Annotated in this window: 17 protein-coding genes; 12 read left to right on the forward strand and 5 right to left on the reverse strand. The window is 70.3% G+C overall.

What is annotated here, in order from left to right; translation table 11 throughout:
• Position 1 precedes the first annotated feature (1 nt).
• The 4 genes from C6C15_RS04335 to C6C15_RS04350 are packed head-to-tail and all read right to left on the reverse strand — an operon-like array spanning position 2 to position 4,021.
• Entirely contained in the window at positions 2-769 is a 768-nt protein-coding gene (locus tag C6C15_RS04335; RefSeq protein WP_105949360.1) for an ABC transporter ATP-binding protein, read from the reverse strand.
• Positions 766-1,764 carry an ABC transporter ATP-binding protein gene (locus tag C6C15_RS04340; protein WP_105949361.1) on the reverse strand — a complete coding sequence of 333 codons (999 nt, stop codon included), beginning with the start codon at positions 1,762-1,764 and terminating at the stop codon, positions 766-768. Before C6C15_RS04340 ends, C6C15_RS04335 begins: the two co-directional genes overlap by 4 nt.
• Positions 1,754-2,731, reverse strand: a complete 978-nt coding sequence (locus C6C15_RS04345; protein WP_025103732.1) for a branched-chain amino acid ABC transporter permease — start codon at positions 2,729-2,731, stop codon at positions 1,754-1,756. The genes C6C15_RS04340 and C6C15_RS04345 overlap by 11 nt, the downstream gene beginning before the upstream one ends.
• 3 nt (positions 2,732-2,734) lie before the next feature.
• Positions 2,735-4,021 (reverse strand): branched-chain amino acid ABC transporter permease, encoded by a 1,287-nt coding sequence (locus tag C6C15_RS04350; RefSeq protein ID WP_060923108.1) that lies wholly within the window; start codon positions 4,019-4,021, stop codon positions 2,735-2,737.
• A gap of 316 nt (positions 4,022-4,337) precedes the next feature.
• On the opposite strand from C6C15_RS04350, the gene guaB reads away from it, so the two are divergent.
• The gene (gene guaB / locus C6C15_RS04355) at positions 4,338-5,840 is read left to right on the forward strand and encodes an IMP dehydrogenase (RefSeq protein WP_105949362.1); all 1,503 of its coding nucleotides are present in this window, start codon (positions 4,338-4,340) and stop codon (positions 5,838-5,840) included.
• A 72-nt stretch (positions 5,841-5,912) separates the two neighbouring features.
• On the opposite strand, the gene C6C15_RS04360 is transcribed toward guaB, so the two are convergent.
• The gene (locus tag C6C15_RS04360) at positions 5,913-6,323 is read right to left on the reverse strand and encodes a hypothetical protein (RefSeq protein ID WP_105949363.1); all 411 of its coding nucleotides are present in this window, start codon (positions 6,321-6,323) and stop codon (positions 5,913-5,915) included.
• A gap of 100 nt (positions 6,324-6,423) precedes the next feature.
• Here C6C15_RS04360 and C6C15_RS04365 point away from each other — a divergent pair, with 100 nt between their 5' ends.
• The 11 genes from C6C15_RS04365 (at position 6,424) to C6C15_RS04410 (ending at position 17,110) form a co-directional block, all read left to right on the forward strand.
• Entirely contained in the window at positions 6,424-6,735 is a 312-nt protein-coding gene (locus C6C15_RS04365) for a DUF2277 domain-containing protein (protein WP_060923105.1), read from the forward strand.
• Positions 6,736-6,873: 138 nt separating this feature from the next.
• On the forward strand, positions 6,874-7,920 hold the full coding sequence (locus tag C6C15_RS04370) for a response regulator (RefSeq protein ID WP_105949364.1): 1,047 nt from the start codon (positions 6,874-6,876) through the stop codon (positions 7,918-7,920).
• The gene (locus C6C15_RS04375) at positions 7,920-8,909 is read left to right on the forward strand and encodes an ATP-grasp domain-containing protein (RefSeq protein WP_105949365.1); all 990 of its coding nucleotides are present in this window, start codon (positions 7,920-7,922) and stop codon (positions 8,907-8,909) included. The genes C6C15_RS04370 and C6C15_RS04375 overlap by 1 nt, the downstream gene beginning before the upstream one ends.
• Complete coding sequence (locus C6C15_RS04380; protein WP_199787689.1) at positions 8,906-9,619, forward strand: PHP domain-containing protein; 714 nt, start codon at positions 8,906-8,908, stop codon at positions 9,617-9,619. The genes C6C15_RS04375 and C6C15_RS04380 overlap by 4 nt, the downstream gene beginning before the upstream one ends.
• On the forward strand, positions 9,619-11,106 hold the full coding sequence (locus tag C6C15_RS04385) for a glycosyltransferase family 2 protein (RefSeq protein ID WP_060922047.1): 1,488 nt from the start codon (positions 9,619-9,621) through the stop codon (positions 11,104-11,106). The genes C6C15_RS04380 and C6C15_RS04385 overlap by 1 nt, the downstream gene beginning before the upstream one ends.
• Positions 11,103-11,246 carry a hypothetical protein gene (locus C6C15_RS17040; protein ID WP_157524008.1) on the forward strand — a complete coding sequence of 48 codons (144 nt, stop codon included), beginning with the start codon at positions 11,103-11,105 and terminating at the stop codon, positions 11,244-11,246. The genes C6C15_RS04385 and C6C15_RS17040 overlap by 4 nt, the downstream gene beginning before the upstream one ends.
• The gene (locus C6C15_RS04390) at positions 11,243-11,590 is read left to right on the forward strand and encodes a response regulator (protein ID WP_105949367.1); all 348 of its coding nucleotides are present in this window, start codon (positions 11,243-11,245) and stop codon (positions 11,588-11,590) included. Before C6C15_RS17040 ends, C6C15_RS04390 begins: the two co-directional genes overlap by 4 nt.
• Positions 11,587-13,398 carry a PAS domain-containing sensor histidine kinase gene (locus C6C15_RS04395; protein WP_105949368.1) on the forward strand — a complete coding sequence of 604 codons (1,812 nt, stop codon included), beginning with the start codon at positions 11,587-11,589 and terminating at the stop codon, positions 13,396-13,398. The genes C6C15_RS04390 and C6C15_RS04395 overlap by 4 nt, the downstream gene beginning before the upstream one ends.
• 46 nt (positions 13,399-13,444) lie before the next feature.
• Complete coding sequence (locus C6C15_RS04400) at positions 13,445-15,133, forward strand: ABC-F family ATP-binding cassette domain-containing protein (protein ID WP_105949369.1); 1,689 nt, start codon at positions 13,445-13,447, stop codon at positions 15,131-15,133.
• A gap of 45 nt (positions 15,134-15,178) precedes the next feature.
• Positions 15,179-16,294 (forward strand): GuaB3 family IMP dehydrogenase-related protein, encoded by a 1,116-nt coding sequence (locus tag C6C15_RS04405; RefSeq protein ID WP_025103746.1) that lies wholly within the window; start codon positions 15,179-15,181, stop codon positions 16,292-16,294.
• Positions 16,295-16,351: 57 nt separating this feature from the next.
• Positions 16,352-17,110 (forward strand): SURF1 family protein, encoded by a 759-nt coding sequence (locus C6C15_RS04410; RefSeq protein WP_105950753.1) that lies wholly within the window; start codon positions 16,352-16,354, stop codon positions 17,108-17,110.
• Positions 17,111-17,146 lie beyond the last annotated feature (36 nt).

The raw sequence follows: 17,146 nt of genomic DNA on the forward strand, positions 1-17,146 counted from the left end.
CTCAGGCGGCGTCGGTGCCGAGGGTGCCCAGGTAGAGGCCGATGACCTTCGGGTCGTTCAACAGCTCCCGGCCGGTGCCCTCGTAGGCATCCTTGCCCTGGTCGAGCACGTATCCGCGGTCGCAGATCTGCAGGCACCGACGGGCGTTCTGCTCGACCATGATCGTCGTGACGCCCGCCTTGTTGATGTCGGAGACGCGGATGAAGGCGTCGTCCTGCCGCACGGGGGAGAGGCCGGCGGACGGCTCGTCGAGCAGCAGCACCGACGGGTCCATCATGAGAGCCCGCGACATGGCGACCATCTGCCGCTCGCCGCCGGAGAGCGAGCCGGCACGCTGCTTCAGACGCTTGCCGATTTCCGCGAAGATGCTGCTGACGAACTCGAGCCGCTCCGCGAAGATCTTCGGGTTCTGGTAGAGACCCATCTCCAGGTTCTCCTGGATGGTGAGCGACGGGAACACGTTGTTCGTCTGCGGCACGAAGGCCACACCGCGGCGCACGAGCTTGTCGGCCTTGAGACCGACGATGCTCTCGCCTTTGACCGTGATGTCGCCTTCGCGGACGTTGACCATGCCGAAGATCGCCTTGAGGAGCGTCGACTTCCCGGCGCCGTTCGGGCCGATGATGCCGATGAGCTCGCCCTGGCGGGCGACGAGGTTCGCGCCGTTGAGGATGTTTACTCCCGGCAGGTAGCCGGCGTGCACGTCCTTCAGCTCGACGACCACGTCGTCGGCCGGGGCGGCGCTTTCGGCGGGGGTTGCGGTGCTCATGCCTTGTCCTCCTCGGCGACGTCCTCGGCCTCGACCTCGGCCTCGACCTCGGTCTCGATCTGCTCGCGGATGCGCTCCGCGTCGGCGTCGGAGATCACCGGGAGACGGCCGGTGACAGCACCGAGGTCCACGTCCTGGTGGGCACCGAGGTAGGCGTCCACCACCGCGGGGTCCTCCATGACGGTCTCCGGCGGTCCCTCGGCCACCACGCGCCCCTCGGCCATCACGACCACCCAGTCGGCGATGTGACGGACCATGTGCATGTCGTGCTCCACGAAGAGCACCGTCATGCCGAGGTCCTTGAGGTCGAGGATGTGATCGAGGAGCGACTGGGTGAGGGCGGGGTTGACCCCGGCCATCGGCTCGTCGAGCATCACCAGGCTCGGGTCGCTCATGAGGGCCCTGGCCATCTCCAGCAGCTTGCGCTGGCCACCGGAGAGCGACGCCGCGAAGTCCTGCTCCTTGGCGTCGAGCTTGAAGCGCACGAGGAGCTCGTGCGCGCGCTGCTCGATCTCCTGCTCCTGCTTGCGCCAGAGGAAGGGGAACAGGCCTGCCCAGAAGCCCTCGCCGCGCTGATCCTTCGCGCCGAGCTTCATGTTCTCCAGCACGGTCAGCAGCGACAGCGACTTCGTGAGCTGGAAGGTGCGCACCTGTCCCATCCGGGCGACCTTGAACGACGGGATGCCGGACAGGTTCTTGCCGTCGTAGGACCACGTGCCGCTGTTGGGCTTGTCGAAGCCGCACAGGAGGTTGAACAGCGTGGTCTTGCCGGCGCCGTTGGGGCCGATGAGCGCCGTGATGGCGCCGCGCGGGATCTCGAGGTGATCGACGTCGACCGCGGTGAGGCCGCCGAAGCGCCGCTGCACGGCGTCCACGACGAGGATCGGGTCGACCTTCTTGACTCCGGGGGCGGCGGGACCCGCGGCGAGGCCGGTGGTCTTCGCGCGGGGAGTGCTCTTCGCGGGCGTGACGGCCGCGTCGTTCTCATTTGACAAAGGTCATCTCCCTCTTGTTCCCCAGGATGCCCTGCGGGCGGAACACGACGATGAGCATCAGCACGATGCCGATGAGGATGTAGCGCACCACGTCGGCCTGAGCGCTCGTCATGGGCAGGTAGCCGGCCGTGGCCATCGCGGGGAGGAGCGCGCCGAGGAAGGCGAACACCACCCAGAACAGCACGGCGCCGAGCGTCGGGCCGAACACCGTGGCCGCGCCGCCGAGGAGCAGGATCGTCCACAGGAAGAAGGTCAGCGACGTCGAGTAGCTGCCGGGGATGACCGCCGAGGGCAGGACGAAGACGATTCCGCCCAGTGCACCGATCACGCCACCCACCACGAGTGCCTGCATCTTGTAGGCGAAGACGTTCTTGCCGAGCGAGCGCACGGCGTCCTCATCCTCGCGGATGCCCTTGAGCACGCGACCCCAGGGGCTGCGCATGAGCGCCCAGACCACGAGGATCGTGAGAGCGAGGGTGAGCAGTCCGAACACCCGCACCCAGAGGTCGTTGGCGTTGTACGTCCACGGGCCGAAGCCGTAGGTCCCCGGGGGGAAGGGGTTCGCGTCGCGGAAGCTCTGGTGGTAGCCGGAGAGACCGCCGGCGGAGTTCGTCCAGTCCTTGAAGAGCTCGGTGACGAACATCAGGCGCACGACCTCCGCGGCCGCGATGGTCGCGATGGCCAGGTAGTCGGCGCGCAGCCGCAGCGTCGGGATGCCCAGCAGCAGGGCGAAGAGCGCGCCGCCGGTGATGCCGACGAGCACGCCCAGCCACCACGGGAATCCGAAGGTGAGGATCGAGATCGCGTAGCCGTAGCCGCCGATCGCCATGAACGCCGCCATGCCGAAGTTGAGCAGACCCGTGTACCCGAAGTGCACCGCGAGGCCCGTGGCCGCGAGCGCGTAGGCGATCGTGGTCGGGCTGAACAGGTAGGAGGCGGTGTTGCCGAAGATGCTTCCGAAGTCCATGCGTCAGCCCAACCTTTCCTTGCGTCCGAGGATGCCCTGCGGTCGCACGAGCAGGATGATGATCAGCGCGACGAGGGCGCTGGCGTACTTGAGGTCGGTCGGCACCCCGAGGAGCGTCGAGACCTCGACCGCGAGGCCGACGATGATCGAGCCGATCAGAGCGCCGATCGCGGAGCCGAGACCGCCGAGCGTGATGGCGCAGAACATCAGCAGCAGCATCTGCATGCCCATGTCCCACTTCACGCCGGGGCGGAAGTACGCCCAGAGGATGCCGGAGATCGCGGCCAGGGTGCCGGCGAGGATCCAGACGACGCGGATGACCTTGTCCACGTCGATGCCGGAGGCGGCGGCGAGCTGCGGGTTGTCCGAGATCGCCCTCGTCGCCTTCCCGATGCGGGTGCGGGTGAGGAAGAACGCGACGCCGAGGATCACGATGATGCTCGTGGCCATGCCGATCATGTCGATGTACGACAGGGAGATCGGACCGAGGCGGATCGGCTCCGGGCTCGCGCCGGGCAGCTGATAGGTGCTGCCGCCGATGATGTACTGCAGGCCGTAGCGCAGGGCCAGCGAGAGGCCGATGCTGACGATCATGAGCTGGACGACGCCCAGTCCGCGCCGACGCAGCGGCTTCCAGATGCCGGCGTCGAGCGCCCAGCCGAGCGCCGCGCCGCCGATGACTGCGGCGATGATGCCGGCCCACAGCGGGAGCTGCCAGAAGGAGGTGACGACGAGGGTGATCACCGCGCCCCACGTCACCATCTCGCCGTGCGCGAAGTTCGACAGCCGGGTCGTGCCGTAGATGAGCGCGGCGCCCATCGAGGCGAGCCCCAGCAGGAGCCCGAAGTTCAGGCCGCCCACCAGGCGCGACAGGAGCTGATCGAGGAAGGAGACGGTCACCCGCTCTCCCTCGCCGAGGAAGAGGTTCACGATCTTCGTCCCGGTGAGCCCGAACTCCAGCTCGAACGAGGCGGTCGTGCCCGAGACGGGCTGGATCCCCTCGGGGAGCTGCGTCGCGTCGACGATCACGCCGTCCGGAAGCGTGGACTCGTCCACCGTGAGGGTGTACGTCTCCTTTTCCGGCACGTACAGGCGCCACTTGCCCTCGGCGTCGGTCTCGGTCTCGGCGTCGAAGCCGTTGCCCTCGATCGTCATCACGACGCCCTCGACGGGCTCGTCGCCGTCGGTGACGACCCCGGCGAAGTAGAAGTCGGTGACCTCCTGCCCGTCGTCCGTGGTCTCGGCGGAGGCCGCTGAGGGAGGGAGCAGGAGCGATGCCGCGAGCGCCATCAGGATTCCGAAGAAGGCGAAGGCCCAAGGGCGCTTTCGCGGTCCGGCGAGTGCTGTGGGTCCCACGCAACCTCCACTGTGAGTGCTGTCTCCGCGGGCTCGGGTCGAACCGCGGGGATGGACGACGCACTTGAGCGTAATGGGCGATCGGCGAATCACCTATCGTCCGGGCCAACGGTCCGGTAACGACAGGGCCCTGGGAATGTTCTCGGGCGTGTCTCGCTTAGAATCTCCATACGGGTCACGCCCGCGCACCGGCCGACGTCGACCCCCCATTCGCACCCGGATCCGCGCCACTCGCGCAGGAGGAGATTCCATGGACCAGCACGATCCCTTCGGCTTCGTCGGACTGACCTACGATGACGTGCTGCTGCTCCCCGGGCACACCGACGTCATCCCCAGTGAGGCCGACACGTCGTCCCGGATCACCCGACGGATCTCCGTCGCGACGCCGCTGCTCTCCAGCGCGATGGACACGGTGACCGAATCCCGCATGGCGATCGCCATGGCCCGGGAGGGCGGCATCGGCATCCTGCACCGCAACCTCTCGATCGCCGACCAGGCCGCGCACGTCGACCGCGTGAAGCGCAGCGAGTCCGGCATGATCACCGACCCCATCACCACGACGCAGGACGCGACGGTGGAGGAGGTCGACGCCCTGTGCGCCAAGTACCGGATCTCCGGCCTCCCGGTCGTGGACGACGAGGGTCGCCTGGTGGGCATCATCACGAACCGCGACATGCGCTTCGTCTCCGGCTTCGAGCGTCAGAGCACGTTCGTCAAGGACGTCATGACGAGGGAGAACCTCGTCACCGCCCCCGTCGGCGTCGCGGCGGGCGAGGTCATCGCGCTGTTCGCGAAGCACCGCGTCGAGAAGCTGCCCCTCATCGACGAGGACGGCAAGCTCGCCGGCCTCATCACCATCAAGGACTTCGACAAGAGCGAGAAGTATCCGCTCGCCACCAAGGACGACCAGGGCCGCCTGCGGGTGGGCGCGGCGATCGGCTTCTTCGGCGACGCGTGGGAGCGCGCCGAGGCCCTCCGCGACGCCGGAGTGGACGTGCTCGTCGTCGACACCGCCAACGGGCAGTCGCAGGGCGTGATCGACCTCGTCAAGCGCCTCAAGGCCGACGAGTCGTTCGCGCACATCGACGTCATCGGCGGCAACGTCGCCACCCGCGAGGGCGCGCAGGCGCTGCTGGACGCGGGCGTGGACGCGGTCAAGGTGGGCGTGGGTCCCGGCTCGATCTGCACGACCCGCGTGGTCGCCGGTGTCGGCGTGCCGCAGGTCACGGCCGTCTACGAGGCATCGCTCGCGGCGCGCCCCGCCGGCGTCCCGGTGATCGCCGACGGCGGCCTGCAGTACTCGGGCGACATCGCGAAGGCGCTCGTCGCCGGTGCTGACGCCGTTATGCTCGGCTCGCTGCTCGCCGGCACCGACGAGTCGCCGGGCGAGATCGTCTTCCAGTCGGGCAAGCAGTTCAAGCAGTACCGCGGGATGGGCTCGCTCGGCGCCATGCAGACGCGCGGCAAGCAGACGTCCTACTCGAAGGACCGCTACTTCCAGGCCGACGTGCCCAGCGACGACAAGCTGATCCCGGAGGGCATCGAGGGCCAGGTGCCCTACCGCGGCCCGCTCTCGGCCGTCGCCTACCAGCTCGTCGGCGGCCTGCGGCAGTCGATGTTCTACGTCGGGGCCCGCACCATCGAGGAGCTCAAGCAGCGCGGCAAGTTCGTGCGCATCACCTCGGCCGGGCTCAAGGAGTCGCACCCGCACGACGTGCAGATCGTCGTCGAGGCGCCGAACTACAAGAAGTGACCGCGACCCCCGCAGGGGGACGCACGAGGGGCCGGATGCGCTGCATCCGGCCCCTCGTCGTTCGCGGTGCGGTCAGCCGCAGCGGTAGGTGACGCCGCCGACGTCCCAGACCCCGGGGCCGAGCTCGGCGCACGTCCCGATCACGCCGGCCAGCACGGTGGCCAGCAGGATGATGCCGATGATCGCGAAGATCGTCAGGACGGCACCGACGATGATGCCGGCGATCGCGATGCCCTTGGGAGCCTTCGCCTTGCCGAGCTGCACGGCGGCGATGATGCTGAGGATGAGGCCGACCGGCGGCAGCAGGAACGCCAGCACGAGGCCGATGATCGACAGCACCCGTCCCGGGGGCGACGTCGGCACGTCCTGCGCGTAGGGGGTGCCGGGCGGGGGAGCGGAGGCGGCGGGATACGGCGAGGGCGTGCCGCCGGGAGGTGGCGGGTTGTACGGCGGCGGGGCGTCGGGCGGCGGTGTATCGGTCATGATCTCTCCTCGGTTCCGGTCGTAGCCCAGAGCGTAGCGACGGCGGGCCGGGCATGCCATCCCCCTTTCGCGGCCCGCGGGCCGCGCGTACGGTGCTGGTATGTGCCGGAACATCGTGCCTCTGAACAACCTCGAGCCCGCGGCCACCGACGAGGAGTGCCGCGAGGCTGCGCTCCAGTTCGTCCGCAAGATCTCCGGGACGACGGCGCCGTCGCGGGCGAACCGTGAGGTCTTCGATCGCGCGGTGGCCGAGATCGCCGTGGCCACGCGGCGGCTGCTCGATGACCTCGTGACCGCGGCGCCGCCCAAGAACCGCGAGGAGCAGGCGGCGAAGAGGCGGGCGCGATCGGCGGAGCGGTACGAGGCGATCCGGCTCTACCAGGAGGAGAAGCGGGCGGCGCGCGCGGGCTGAAGCGCTGCGGGCCGGGGGTGGAGCCCTGTGCCAGAATCGACGTACCCCGCTCGACTTTCCCTGCGGCCCGGTGATGAAGGCACCGCGGTCGCACCGCCGAATCCCCTCGGCAGGGAATCTCCCCAAGGAGAGCTGTACATGGCTGAGGTCCCCCCTCGCATCCTCGTCGTCGACGACGACCACGACGTCGCCCTGCTTGTGAAGACCGTCCTGGAACGGCGCGCGGGCTGCGTCGTCGATCTCGCGGACGACGGCCGGTCGGCGCTCGAGAAGGCCGCGGCGGTGAAACCCGACGTGGTCGTCACCGACATCGAGATGCCGGGACTCGGTGGTCTGGAGCTGCTCGCGGAGCTGCGCCGCGTCATGCCCACCGTGCCGGTCATCGTCATGACGGCGCACGTCTCGGTCGAGTACGCGGTGTCCGCGCTCCGGGCGCAGGCCGACGAGTTCCTCACCAAGCCGCTCGACAACGCCCGGCTCGTGGAGTCGGTCACCCGGCTCGTCGAGGAGTCCCGGCGCCGGAAGGCGGAGGCGAAGACCGGTGAGGTCGTCCTCGCGATCGGAGCGCACCCGGACGACGTCGAGATCGGTGTCGGCGGCATCCTTGCAGCCCATGCCGCCGCCGGCGATCGCATCACCATCCTCACGCTCTCCCGCGGAGCGCGCGGCGGTGATGCCGACAGCCGCCAGCACGAGTCCCTCGCCGCCGCCGAGCAACTGGGTGCCCGGCTGTTCGTGAAAGACCTCGTCGACACCGAGATCTCCGGCGGCGGGTCGACCGTCCGCCTCATCGAGGAGGTCGTGCAGGAGATCCAGCCGACCATCGTCTACACGCACTCGCACCACGACCGTCACCAGGATCACCGCGCGGTGAACGAGGCGACGATCGTCGCGACGCGCCGCGTCGGCACGGTCGCGTGCTACCAGAGCCCCTCCGCGACCATCGACTACCGGCCCACGCGCTTCGTCCGCATCGATCGCTTCCTCGACGACAAGCTGCGGCTGCTGGAGTGCTTCCAGTCCCAGGCCGCCGCGAACCGGGAGTACCTCGCGCCGGAGTTCGTCACGGCCACCGCCCGCTACTGGTCGCGGTTCGGCGGCGGCGTGGCCGTCGAGCCGCTGGAGGTCGTGCGCGAGACCGCCGAGTTCATCGGCGCCCATGAACTGACCCGACGGGAGAGCTGATGACGAAGCGCGTACTGGTCACCGGAGCCGGGGGCCCCGCCGGAGTCGCGGTGATCCGCTCCCTGCTGCGACGGTCCGATCTGACGGTCTTCGCGGCCGACATGGACGGCTGGGCGAGCGGCCTCTACCTCGTTCCGCCGGCGCAGCGTCGTCTGGTTCCCCCGGGGCGGGACGCGGACTTCGTGCCGGCGATCGCGCGGATGGTCGCCGAGGACGGTCTCGACCTCGTGATCTCCACCGTCGACGTGGAGCTGATCGCGCTCGCGGACCGCAGGGACGAGCTGGCCCCGGCCGTCCTCGCCGCGCCGCCCGCCGACACGCTGCACACCGCCCTCGACAAGCTCGCCCTCGCGGAGCGCTGCGCGCCGACCGGTCGTGTGCCGCGCACCGTGCTCGCCGGCCCGGACGCCGCGGAGGTCGCGTGGGAGTTCCCCGTGTTCGCCAAGCCCCGGCAGGGCGCGGGCAGCCGCGGCGTGCGCCTCGTCCCCGACGCGGAGGCGCTCGCCGCCCTCCCCACGGATGAGGGGCTGATCGTGCAGGACTTCCTCCCGGGCGAGGAGTACTCGGTCGATGTGATCGCCGACGCCTCCGGCGGCGTGGTCGCCGCGGTGCCGCGCACCCGTGCCCGCGTGGACTCCGGGGTCGCGATCGCCGGCCGCACGCTCCGCGACCCCGAGCTCGAGGAGACCGCTGCCGCCATCGCGCGGGCGATCGGCCTGGTCGGCGTCGCCAACGTGCAGCTCCGCCGCGATCGCGACGGGCGCGCCGTGCTGCTCGAGGTCAACCCGCGCTTCCCCGGCGCGCTCCCGCTGACGATCGCCGCCGGAGTCGACATCCCCTCGCTCGTCGCCGACCTCTTCCTCGGCCGGGAGATCCCGGTGCAGGTGCCCTTCCGGGAGGTCGCCTCCGTGCGCTTCCTGGAGGACGTGATCGTCGAGGTCGACGACGTGCTCGTGTCGGCGCACGCCGGTCACCAGGAGGAGCTGTGAGTCATCCCGCCATGCGCGGAGACCACCACGTCCACTCCACGTTCTCCGACGACGCGGTCTCCACGCTGGAGGAGAACGTCGGCGCGGCTGCGGCCGTCGGTCTCGACACCGTCCGTCTCGTCGACCACGTGCGGCAGACCACGACCTGGGTGCCGGAGTACCTCGCCGCCGTCCGCCGGCTGGACGTCCCGGACGGATTGACGGTGCTCACCGGCGTCGAGGCGAAGATCCTCGACGCCTCAGGCGCGCTCGACATCCCGGCGCTTCCGGCGGGCATCGACCGGATCCTCATCGCCGATCATCAGTTCCCCGGTGTGGACGGGCCGCTCGGACCCACCGCGGTCCGCGAGCGCATCGCCGCGGGCTGGGCGCCGGCCGACGTCCTCGACCAGTTCGTGGACGCCGTCGTCGCGACCATGCGCCGCCATCCGGGCAACCAGCTCGCGCACTGCTTCTCGATCCTGCCGAAGATCGGTCTCGCGGAGGAGGAGCTCGGGGTCGAGCGCCTCGACGCGTGGGCGCGAGCCGCCGCGGAGACGGACACGCTCGTCGAGGTCAACGAGAAGTGGGTGTGCCCCGGCGCGGAGGCGCTGAACGCCCTGGAGCGCGCGGGCGCCGGCATCGTGGCCTCCACCGACAGCCACGTGGCCGCAGACGTCGGCCGGTACTCCCGCATCGTCCCGCTGCTCACAGGGACGGAAGGACGCTGATGCCCGAACTGACCTGGATCGAGACGGTCGTCGTCGTCATCCTCCTGCTGTGCGTGCTGATCGGCACGCTGCCGGTCGTCAACACCGGTCTGCAGTTCCTCATGCTGCCGCTGCACGCCTTCCGCAATCACTACGGCAAGGCCGCCCCGTACCACCCGAACGTGGCTGTGGTCATCCCGGCGTGGAACGAGGGCCTGGTGATCGGCCCCGCGATCGAGCGGCTGCTCCAGCTCGAGTACCCCGCCGAACGCCTCCGGGTGTTCGTCGTCGACGATGCATCCACGGACGACACCCCGGCGATCGTGCAGCAGAAGGCGGCGACCCACCCGGGGCGGGTCGTCCACCTGCGGCGCGAGAAGGGCGGGGAAGGCAAGGCACACACGCTGAACCACGGCCTCGACGTCGTGCTCGCCGACCCGTGGACCGAAGCGGTGCTCATCATGGACGCCGACGTGATCTTCGCGCGGGACTCCCTGCGCAAGCTCACCCGGCACCTCGCCGACGAGGAGGTCGGAGCCGTCACGGCCTACATCGCGGAGGGCAGCAGGGACCGCAACTACCTCACCCGGTTCATCGCGATCGAGTACGTCATCGGCCAGCTCTCGGCACGGCGCACGCAGAACGTCGGGGGAGCGATCGCCTGCCTCGCCGGGGGCGCCCAGCTGCATTCCCGCGCGAACCTCGAGGCGATCGGCGGACGCATCCCGACGGGCACGCTCGCCGAGGACACCATGACGACCTTCGAGAGTCAGCTCCACGGACGCCGGATGGTGTTCGAGCCGCACGCCGTGGTGCTCGCCGAGGAGCCGCGGACGATCGACAGTCTCTGGAAGCAGCGGCTGCGCTGGGCGCGCGGCAACGTGCAGCTCACCTCGATCTACAAGAGGCTCTGGTTCCGTCCGAGTCGCGACCACAACCTGGGCAGCATCCCCTTCGGGCTGGCCTGGTTCACGATCCTGCTGATGCCGGCGCTCCTGCTCCTCGCCGCCACCGCGATGATCGTCCTCCTGCTCCTGCACAGCGACGTCGCGGAGTTCGTGTTCCGGTTCATGTGGATCGCCGCGGCGGCCATCTACATCTTCTCGATGCTCTACTCCGTCCAGCTCGATCCGCGCATCGGGCGGCAGTCGTGGCGCGAGGCGATCATGTTCCCGGGACTCGGGGCGCTGATCCTCATGGCCCTGGCGCTGTTCCCCTGGGCCCTGGACGGCCTGATCGGCGCGGCCGGGCAGGAGTCGACGGAGCAGACGCGTGTGCTGTGGCTGCTGGCGTTCGCCCTCTGGGGGCCGGTGTCGATGCTCGGCATCTGGCTCGCGCGAGCGGTCGAGCCGCTTCCGGCCGGACGCTTCTTCGCGGGCCTGCTGCTCTACATCTGCGGCTACGGATCGCTGCTGTGCGCGATCACCGCCGACTCGTACCTCAAGGAGTGGCGTCGCGCGGACGCCTCCTGGATCAAGACCGAGAAGATCGGACGGGTCGACTCATGACCGACGCACCATCGCACGACGCCGAGGTGGAGGAGATCGCGGCCGACGCCCGGAAGGAGCGCCGCCTCATCCCGCAGGCGCTCATCTCCCTCGCCGTCGTGGTCGTGATCGTCGTCGTCCGAGAGCTGCTCCTGCGATGACCGGACGACCGCTCGCCCTGGTCGTCGAGGACGCTCCGGATCAGGCGACCCTGCTGGGTCGGTACCTCGATCGCGAGGGCTTCGACGTGTTCGTCGCGTCCGACGCCGAGTCTGCGATCGCCGCCTTCCCGGACATCGACCCCAGGGTCGCCGTCCTGGACCTGCTGCTCCCCGGAATCTCCGGGCAGGCCTGCTGCCGGCTGATCCACGAACGCTTTCCGGAGTGCTTCCTCATCGTCAGCTCGGTGCTGGACGTCGCCGAGTACCCGCCGGCGGACGCGGCCCTGCCGAAGCCGATCACCGGGGCCGACCTGCATCGCGCCGTGGAACGGGTTCCGCGATGAGGGCGACACCGCTGGAGCGCGCCGAGAACCGCTGGTACCGGGTCATCGACAACCCGAACCCGATCGTCAAGCAGATCCCGACGCTCGTCGCCGCCGCGATCGCAGGCGTGATGACCTGGGCCATCCCCAGCCTGCCGTTCACCGATGTCGCCCTCGCCCTGGCCGGCCTCGCGATCGTCCTCGTCGCGACGCTCCACGCCGGAGTGCTCAGCGCGTTGCACATCCGGGAGGGCTGGATCGTGCTCCTGGTCCCGATGGTCGACATCCTGGGGCTGGGGCTCTTCCGCGCCGGGACGGGAGGCGCGGCCTCGCTCTTCAGCTCGCTCGTGCTGCTCCCCGTGATCTGGATCGCGGCGGCGCCAGGAATCCGCTGGGTCTTCGTCGTCGGCGCGTTCACGTCGCTCGCGCTGCTGATCCCCTACGTCATCGAACCGCCGACGAACGCGGTCGTGTGGCTCCGCGGCGTCGTCGGTCCTCTCGTCTTCGCGGCCGTCGCGGCCGTGGTGAACGAGCTCTCCCGGCAACAGCGCCTGCGGGTGCAGCAGGCGGAGGAGCTGGTCACGGAGCGGACCAAGGCGCTGTCCGAGAACGTCTCGATGATCGTGCAGCTGCGACAGAAGGAGCACGAGTACCGCGTGCTGCTCGACTCGTTCGAGGGCCTGTGGGCGTCGATCACCGCGCAGGCCGTGATCGGCACCGATCGCGAGGGGCGCGTCACGGCGTGGAACCCCGGGGCCGTCCGCCTGCTCGGGCTCTCTCACGACGAGGCTCTCGACGACGTGCGTGTCGACCGCTTCTTCTCGTCGTCGGCATTGGCCATGCTGGCCGAGGACACCGCCGCGCGCGAAGGGGATGCGGGGGCGGCGAGCGATCCGACCGCGCGCACCGGCGTCTCGGAGGGCCTCTGTGAGCTCTTCGCCCAGGCGGACGCCGGGCATACCGTCGACGGAGACATCGAGGTCAGGACCGCGGGCGGTACGACGGTACCCGCCCGGGTGACCGTGACGCCGCACAAGGATCCGTCCGGCGCGCAGCAGGGCTACCTGTTCGTGCTCACCGATGAGACGAGAGCCGTCGAGGTCGCGCGCATGAAGGACGAGTTCGTGGGGATGATCTCCCATGAGCTGCGGACGCCGTTGAGCGCGATCATCGGCTTCCTCGACCTGCTGCAGAACGATCCGGGTCAGCCGCTGACCGAGGACCAGCAGGAGTTCGTCGGCATCATCGAGCGCAATGCGAAGCGCCTGCTGAACCTCGTCGGCGACCTGCTCTTCACGGCGCAGGTGGAGTCGGGGCGCTTCCCTTTGGAGCGGGACGAGGCGGACGTCGCGGCGCTCGTGCGTTCGGCCGTGGTGTCGGCGGGACCGCACGCGCAGCGCGAGGGGATCGAGTTGGACCTGCAGGTCGGCGACGAGCCGATCCCGCTGCTCGTCGATCCCGGACGCCTCGGGCAGGCCGTGGACAACCTCCTCTCGAACGCCATCAAGTTCACCCCGCGCGGGGGTCGCGTGACGGCAGCGGTGCATCGTCTCGACGGCGGGGTGCAGGTCGCCATCGCCGACACCGGGGTCGGGATCCCGCAGGACGAGCAGCGCATGCTCTTCACCCGGTTCTTCCGGGCCTCGACGGCCACCCGCAACGCCGTGCCGGGCGTGGGACTGGGTCTCACGATCACGCGGGCGATCGTGCTGGCTCACGGCGGCTCCATGGACGTGACCAGCGAGGAGGGGGTGGGCACCGAGTTCCGGTTCTTCCTCCCGGCGGCACCCAAGACCGAGGTGCTGCAGACCCTCAGCCGCGCGGACTGATAGCCTGGTCGGCTCGCTGTCCGCGGGCGGAAGGACGGCCACGCCTGTGGGGTACATCGACGCATCCGGGATCTCGCTGACGCTTCCCGATGGCAGACCGCTTCTCGACGAGGTGTCGTTCCGTGTCGGGGCGGGCTCGACGAGTGCTCTCATCGGGCCGAACGGGGCGGGGAAGACGACGCTGCTGCGGATCATCCGCGGCGAGCAGCCGGCCGACGACGGGGTGGTGACGATCGACGGCGGCCTCGGCGTCATGGACCAGTTCGTCGGACACGGCGAGCCGGGTCAGACCGTGCACGAGCTGCTCGTGCGGGTGGCTCCCACCCGCCTCCGTGCCGCCGCGCAGGCGCTGGAGGCGGCGGAGAACGCCCTCATCGACCGCGACGAGCACGACACCCAGATGGCCTACGCCTCCGCGATCGCCGAGTACGCGGACGCCGGCGGCTACGAGCACGAGACCGTGTGGGATCAGTGCACCGTGGCGGCGCTCGGCGTGCCGTTCGAGCGGGCGCGCTACCGCGAGCTCACCTCCCTCTCCGGCGGCGAGCAGAAGCGGCTCGCCCTGGAGGCGCTGCTGCGCGGCCCGGACGAGGTGCTCCTGCTCGACGAGCCGGACAACTACCTCGACGTGCCGACCAAGCGGTGGCTCGAGGAGCGGCTGCGCGCCACCGACAAGACCGTGCTGCTGGTCTCGCACGACCGCGAGCTCCTCGCCAGGGCCGCCGATCGGCTGATCACGCTGGAGCCCGGCGCGGCGGGGTCGACCGCCTGGGTGCACGGCGGGAGCTTCGCCACCTACCACCAGGCGCGCACCGACCGGATGGACCGGCTCGACGAGCTGCGCCGGCGGTGGGACGAGCAGCACGAGAAGCTCCGCGTCCTCGTCGCGAACCTCAAGGTCAAGGCGTCCGCCAACGACGGCTTCGCGTCCCGCTACCAGGCGGCGCAGACGCGGCTGCGGAAGTTCGAGGAGGCGGGCCCGCCGGAGGAGCGGCCCCCGGCGCAGGAGTTCGACATGCGCCTCCGCGGGGCCAGGACCGGCAAGCGGGCCGTCGTCGCGGACCGGCTGGAGCTGACCGGCCTCATGCGTCCGTTCGACACCGAGATCTGGTACGGCGACCGCGTCGGCGTGCTCGGCTCCAACGGCTCGGGCAAGTCGCACTTCCTGCGGCTGTTGGCCCGCGGCGGGACCGACCCGGATCCGTCCCTCGGGCACGTGACCGCGGTCGCGGAGGAGCTCAGCCCGGTCGCGCACACCGGTCGCGCGGTGCTCGGCGCCCGCGTCGTTCCAGGACTCTTCGCACAGACCCACGCGCATCCGGAGTTCGTCGGCCGCACCCTGCTCGAGATCCTGCACCGCGGGGACGACCTCCGAGACGGGATACCCCGCGACGCGGCGAGCTCGGCCCTGGACAGGTACGGCCTCGTGCGTCAGGCGCAGCAGCCGTTCGAATCGCTCTCCGGCGGACAGCAGGCGCGGTTCCAGGTGCTCCTGCTCGAGCTGTCCGGCGCGACGCTGCTGCTCCTCGACGAGCCCACCGACAACCTCGACCTCGAGTCGGCCGAGGCGCTGGAGGAGGCGCTCGGGCGCTTCGAGGGCACCGTGGTGGCGGTCACGCACGACCGGTGGTTCGCGCGCTCCTTCGACCGGTTCCTCGTGTTCGGAACGGACGGCGAGGTCTACGAGTCCGACGAGCCGGTGTGGGACGAGCGGCGGGTGGCCCGTGCGCGCTGACCGCCGCGGAGGCCGCCGGGCGCCGGGTAGGCTGGACGGGTGACCATGGAGATCGAGCTCGGCCGAGGAAAGCGCGCGCGTCGCGCGTACACGTTCGACGACATCGCGGTGGTGCCCTCGCGGCGCACGCGCAACCCGGAGGACGTGTCCACCGCGTGGACGATCGACGCCTTCGGCTTCGAGATCCCGGTGCTCGGGGCGCCGATGGACTCGGTCGTCAGCCCGCGCACCGCGATCATGCTCGGACAGCTCGGCGGTCTGGGGGTGCTCGATCTGGAGGGGCTCTGGACCCGCTACGAGGACCCGGAGCCGCTGCTCGCCGAGATCGCGGGCCTCGCGGAGGACCGGGCGACCGTGCGCATGCAGGAGCTCTACTCCGAGCCCATCAAGCCCGAGCTCATCACCCGCCGCCTCGCCGAGATCCGGGAGGCGGGCGTCACCGTCGCCGGCTCCCTCACCCCGCAGCGCACTCAGGAGTTCTACGACACCGTCGCCGCGGCCGGGGTCGACCTGTTCGTCATCCGCGGCACGACCGTCTCCGCGGAGCACGTGTCGAGCGTGGCGGAGCCGCTGAACCTCAAGAAGTTCATCTACGACCTCGACGTGCCGGTGATCGTGGGCGGAGCGGCGACCTACACCGCGGCGCTCCACCTCATGCGCACCGGCGCGGCCGGCGTGCTCGTGGGCTTCGGCGGCGGTGCGGCGTCCACCACCCGTGCCACCCTCGGCATCCACGCGCCCATGGCGACCGCGGTGTCGGATGTGGCCGCGGCTCGCCGTGACTACCTCGACGAGTCCGGCGGGCGCTATGTCCACGTGATCGCCGACGGCGGCGTCGGCACCTCCGGCGACATCGTGAAGGCGCTCGCCATGGGCGCCGACGCGGTCATGCTCGGGGTCGCCCTGGCTCGCGCGACGGACGCTCCCGGCCAGGGGTTCCACTGGGGTCCCGAGGCGCACCACCCCAAGCTCCCGCGTGGACGACGCGTCGAGGTGGGCGGCATCGGCACGCTGGAGGAGATCCTCTACGGCCCCGCTCCGGTCGCCGACGGCACCGCGAACCTCATCGGCGCGCTGCGCAAGTCGATGGCCACCACCGGGTACTCCGACCTCAAGGAGTTCCAGCGGGTGGAGGTCGTGCTGGCTCCGTACGAGGCCTGAGGTCTCCGCATCACCGTGACCGCACCTGCTCCCTTCCCGCCGACCCTCCGTGAGGTCATGCTGCGGGGACGCTGGATCGCGATGCTGCTGCTGTGTCTCGTCGTCGCCGGGGTGTTCGCCTGGCTCGGTCAGTGGCAGCTGGAGCGGGCGATCGAGACCGATCCTCCGGCGCCGGGGGCGACCGAGCAGGTCCGACCGCTCGATGACGTCGTAGTGCCGGGGGAGTACCTCCCCGAGCCCCTGGTCGGGCAGCGCGTGGAGACCGAGGGCGTCTGGGTCCCCGGGGATTTCCTCGTCGTGGGCAGCCGCTTCAACGACGGCGTCGAGGGGTACTGGGTCACCGGTCAGCTCCGCGTCGACGAGCGGGTCTCGCTGGCGGTGGCCATCGGCTGGGCACCGGATCGGGAGGCCGCCGATGCCGCTGTGGAGCGCCTCGAGGCCGACGCGGACGGCAGCGTGGTCCCCGTCGCCGGTCGCATCATCTCGGATGAGGGTCCGTCGGTGCCGCCGCGCACCGATCCGGAGCAGCTGGACCGGATGTCGCCGGCGGCTCTGTTGAGCCGCTGGCACGGCATCGAGCAGCTCGACGTCTACCGTCCGTACCTCGCCTCTACGACCGCGACGGCAGGCCTCGCCGACATCGCCTCCCCGGCGCCCGACGAGCAGTCGCCGGTCAACTGGCTCAACGTGTTCTACGCCGCCGAGTGGGTCATCTTCGCCGGCTTCGCGTTCTACCTCTGGTACCGCCTGGCGAAGGATGCCTGGGAGCGCGAGCTGGAGGAGTTCGAGGACGCCGAGGGGTCCGCGGCCGTCTGACCGCTGTTGCGCATCCGCGCGACGGACGCTGCGCTT

It is taken from the genome of Microbacterium sp. str. 'China', from assembly GCF_002993305.1.
Classification (GTDB): Bacteria; Actinomycetota; Actinomycetes; order Actinomycetales; family Microbacteriaceae; genus Microbacterium; species Microbacterium paraoxydans.

Bases quoted from the DNA above. Each gene is read 5' to 3' on its own strand.
- C6C15_RS04335 (WP_105949360.1), bottom strand. From the start codon at position 769: ATGAGCACCGCAACCCCCGCCGAAAGCGCCGCCCCGGCCGACGACGTG.
- C6C15_RS04345 (WP_025103732.1), bottom strand. From the start codon at position 2,731: ATGGACTTCGGAAGCATCTTCGGCAACACCGCCTCCTACCTGTTCAGC.
- C6C15_RS04350 (WP_060923108.1), bottom strand. From the start codon at position 4,021: ATGGCGCTCGCGGCATCGCTCCTGCTCCCTCCCTCAGCGGCCTCCGCC.
- guaB (WP_105949362.1), top strand. From the start codon at position 4,338: ATGGACCAGCACGATCCCTTCGGCTTCGTCGGACTGACCTACGATGAC.
- C6C15_RS04360 (WP_105949363.1), bottom strand. From the start codon at position 6,323: ATGACCGATACACCGCCGCCCGACGCCCCGCCGCCGTACAACCCGCCA.
- C6C15_RS04365 (WP_060923105.1), top strand. From the start codon at position 6,424: ATGTGCCGGAACATCGTGCCTCTGAACAACCTCGAGCCCGCGGCCACC.
- C6C15_RS04370 (WP_105949364.1), top strand. From the start codon at position 6,874: ATGGCTGAGGTCCCCCCTCGCATCCTCGTCGTCGACGACGACCACGAC.
- C6C15_RS04375 (WP_105949365.1), top strand. From the start codon at position 7,920: ATGACGAAGCGCGTACTGGTCACCGGAGCCGGGGGCCCCGCCGGAGTC.
- C6C15_RS04385 (WP_060922047.1), top strand. From the start codon at position 9,619: ATGCCCGAACTGACCTGGATCGAGACGGTCGTCGTCGTCATCCTCCTG.
- C6C15_RS17040 (WP_157524008.1), top strand. From the start codon at position 11,103: ATGACCGACGCACCATCGCACGACGCCGAGGTGGAGGAGATCGCGGCC.
- C6C15_RS04390 (WP_105949367.1), top strand. From the start codon at position 11,243: ATGACCGGACGACCGCTCGCCCTGGTCGTCGAGGACGCTCCGGATCAG.
- C6C15_RS04395 (WP_105949368.1), top strand. From the start codon at position 11,587: ATGAGGGCGACACCGCTGGAGCGCGCCGAGAACCGCTGGTACCGGGTC.
- C6C15_RS04405 (WP_025103746.1), top strand. From the start codon at position 15,179: ATGGAGATCGAGCTCGGCCGAGGAAAGCGCGCGCGTCGCGCGTACACG.
- C6C15_RS04410 (WP_105950753.1), top strand. From the start codon at position 16,352: ATGCTGCGGGGACGCTGGATCGCGATGCTGCTGCTGTGTCTCGTCGTC.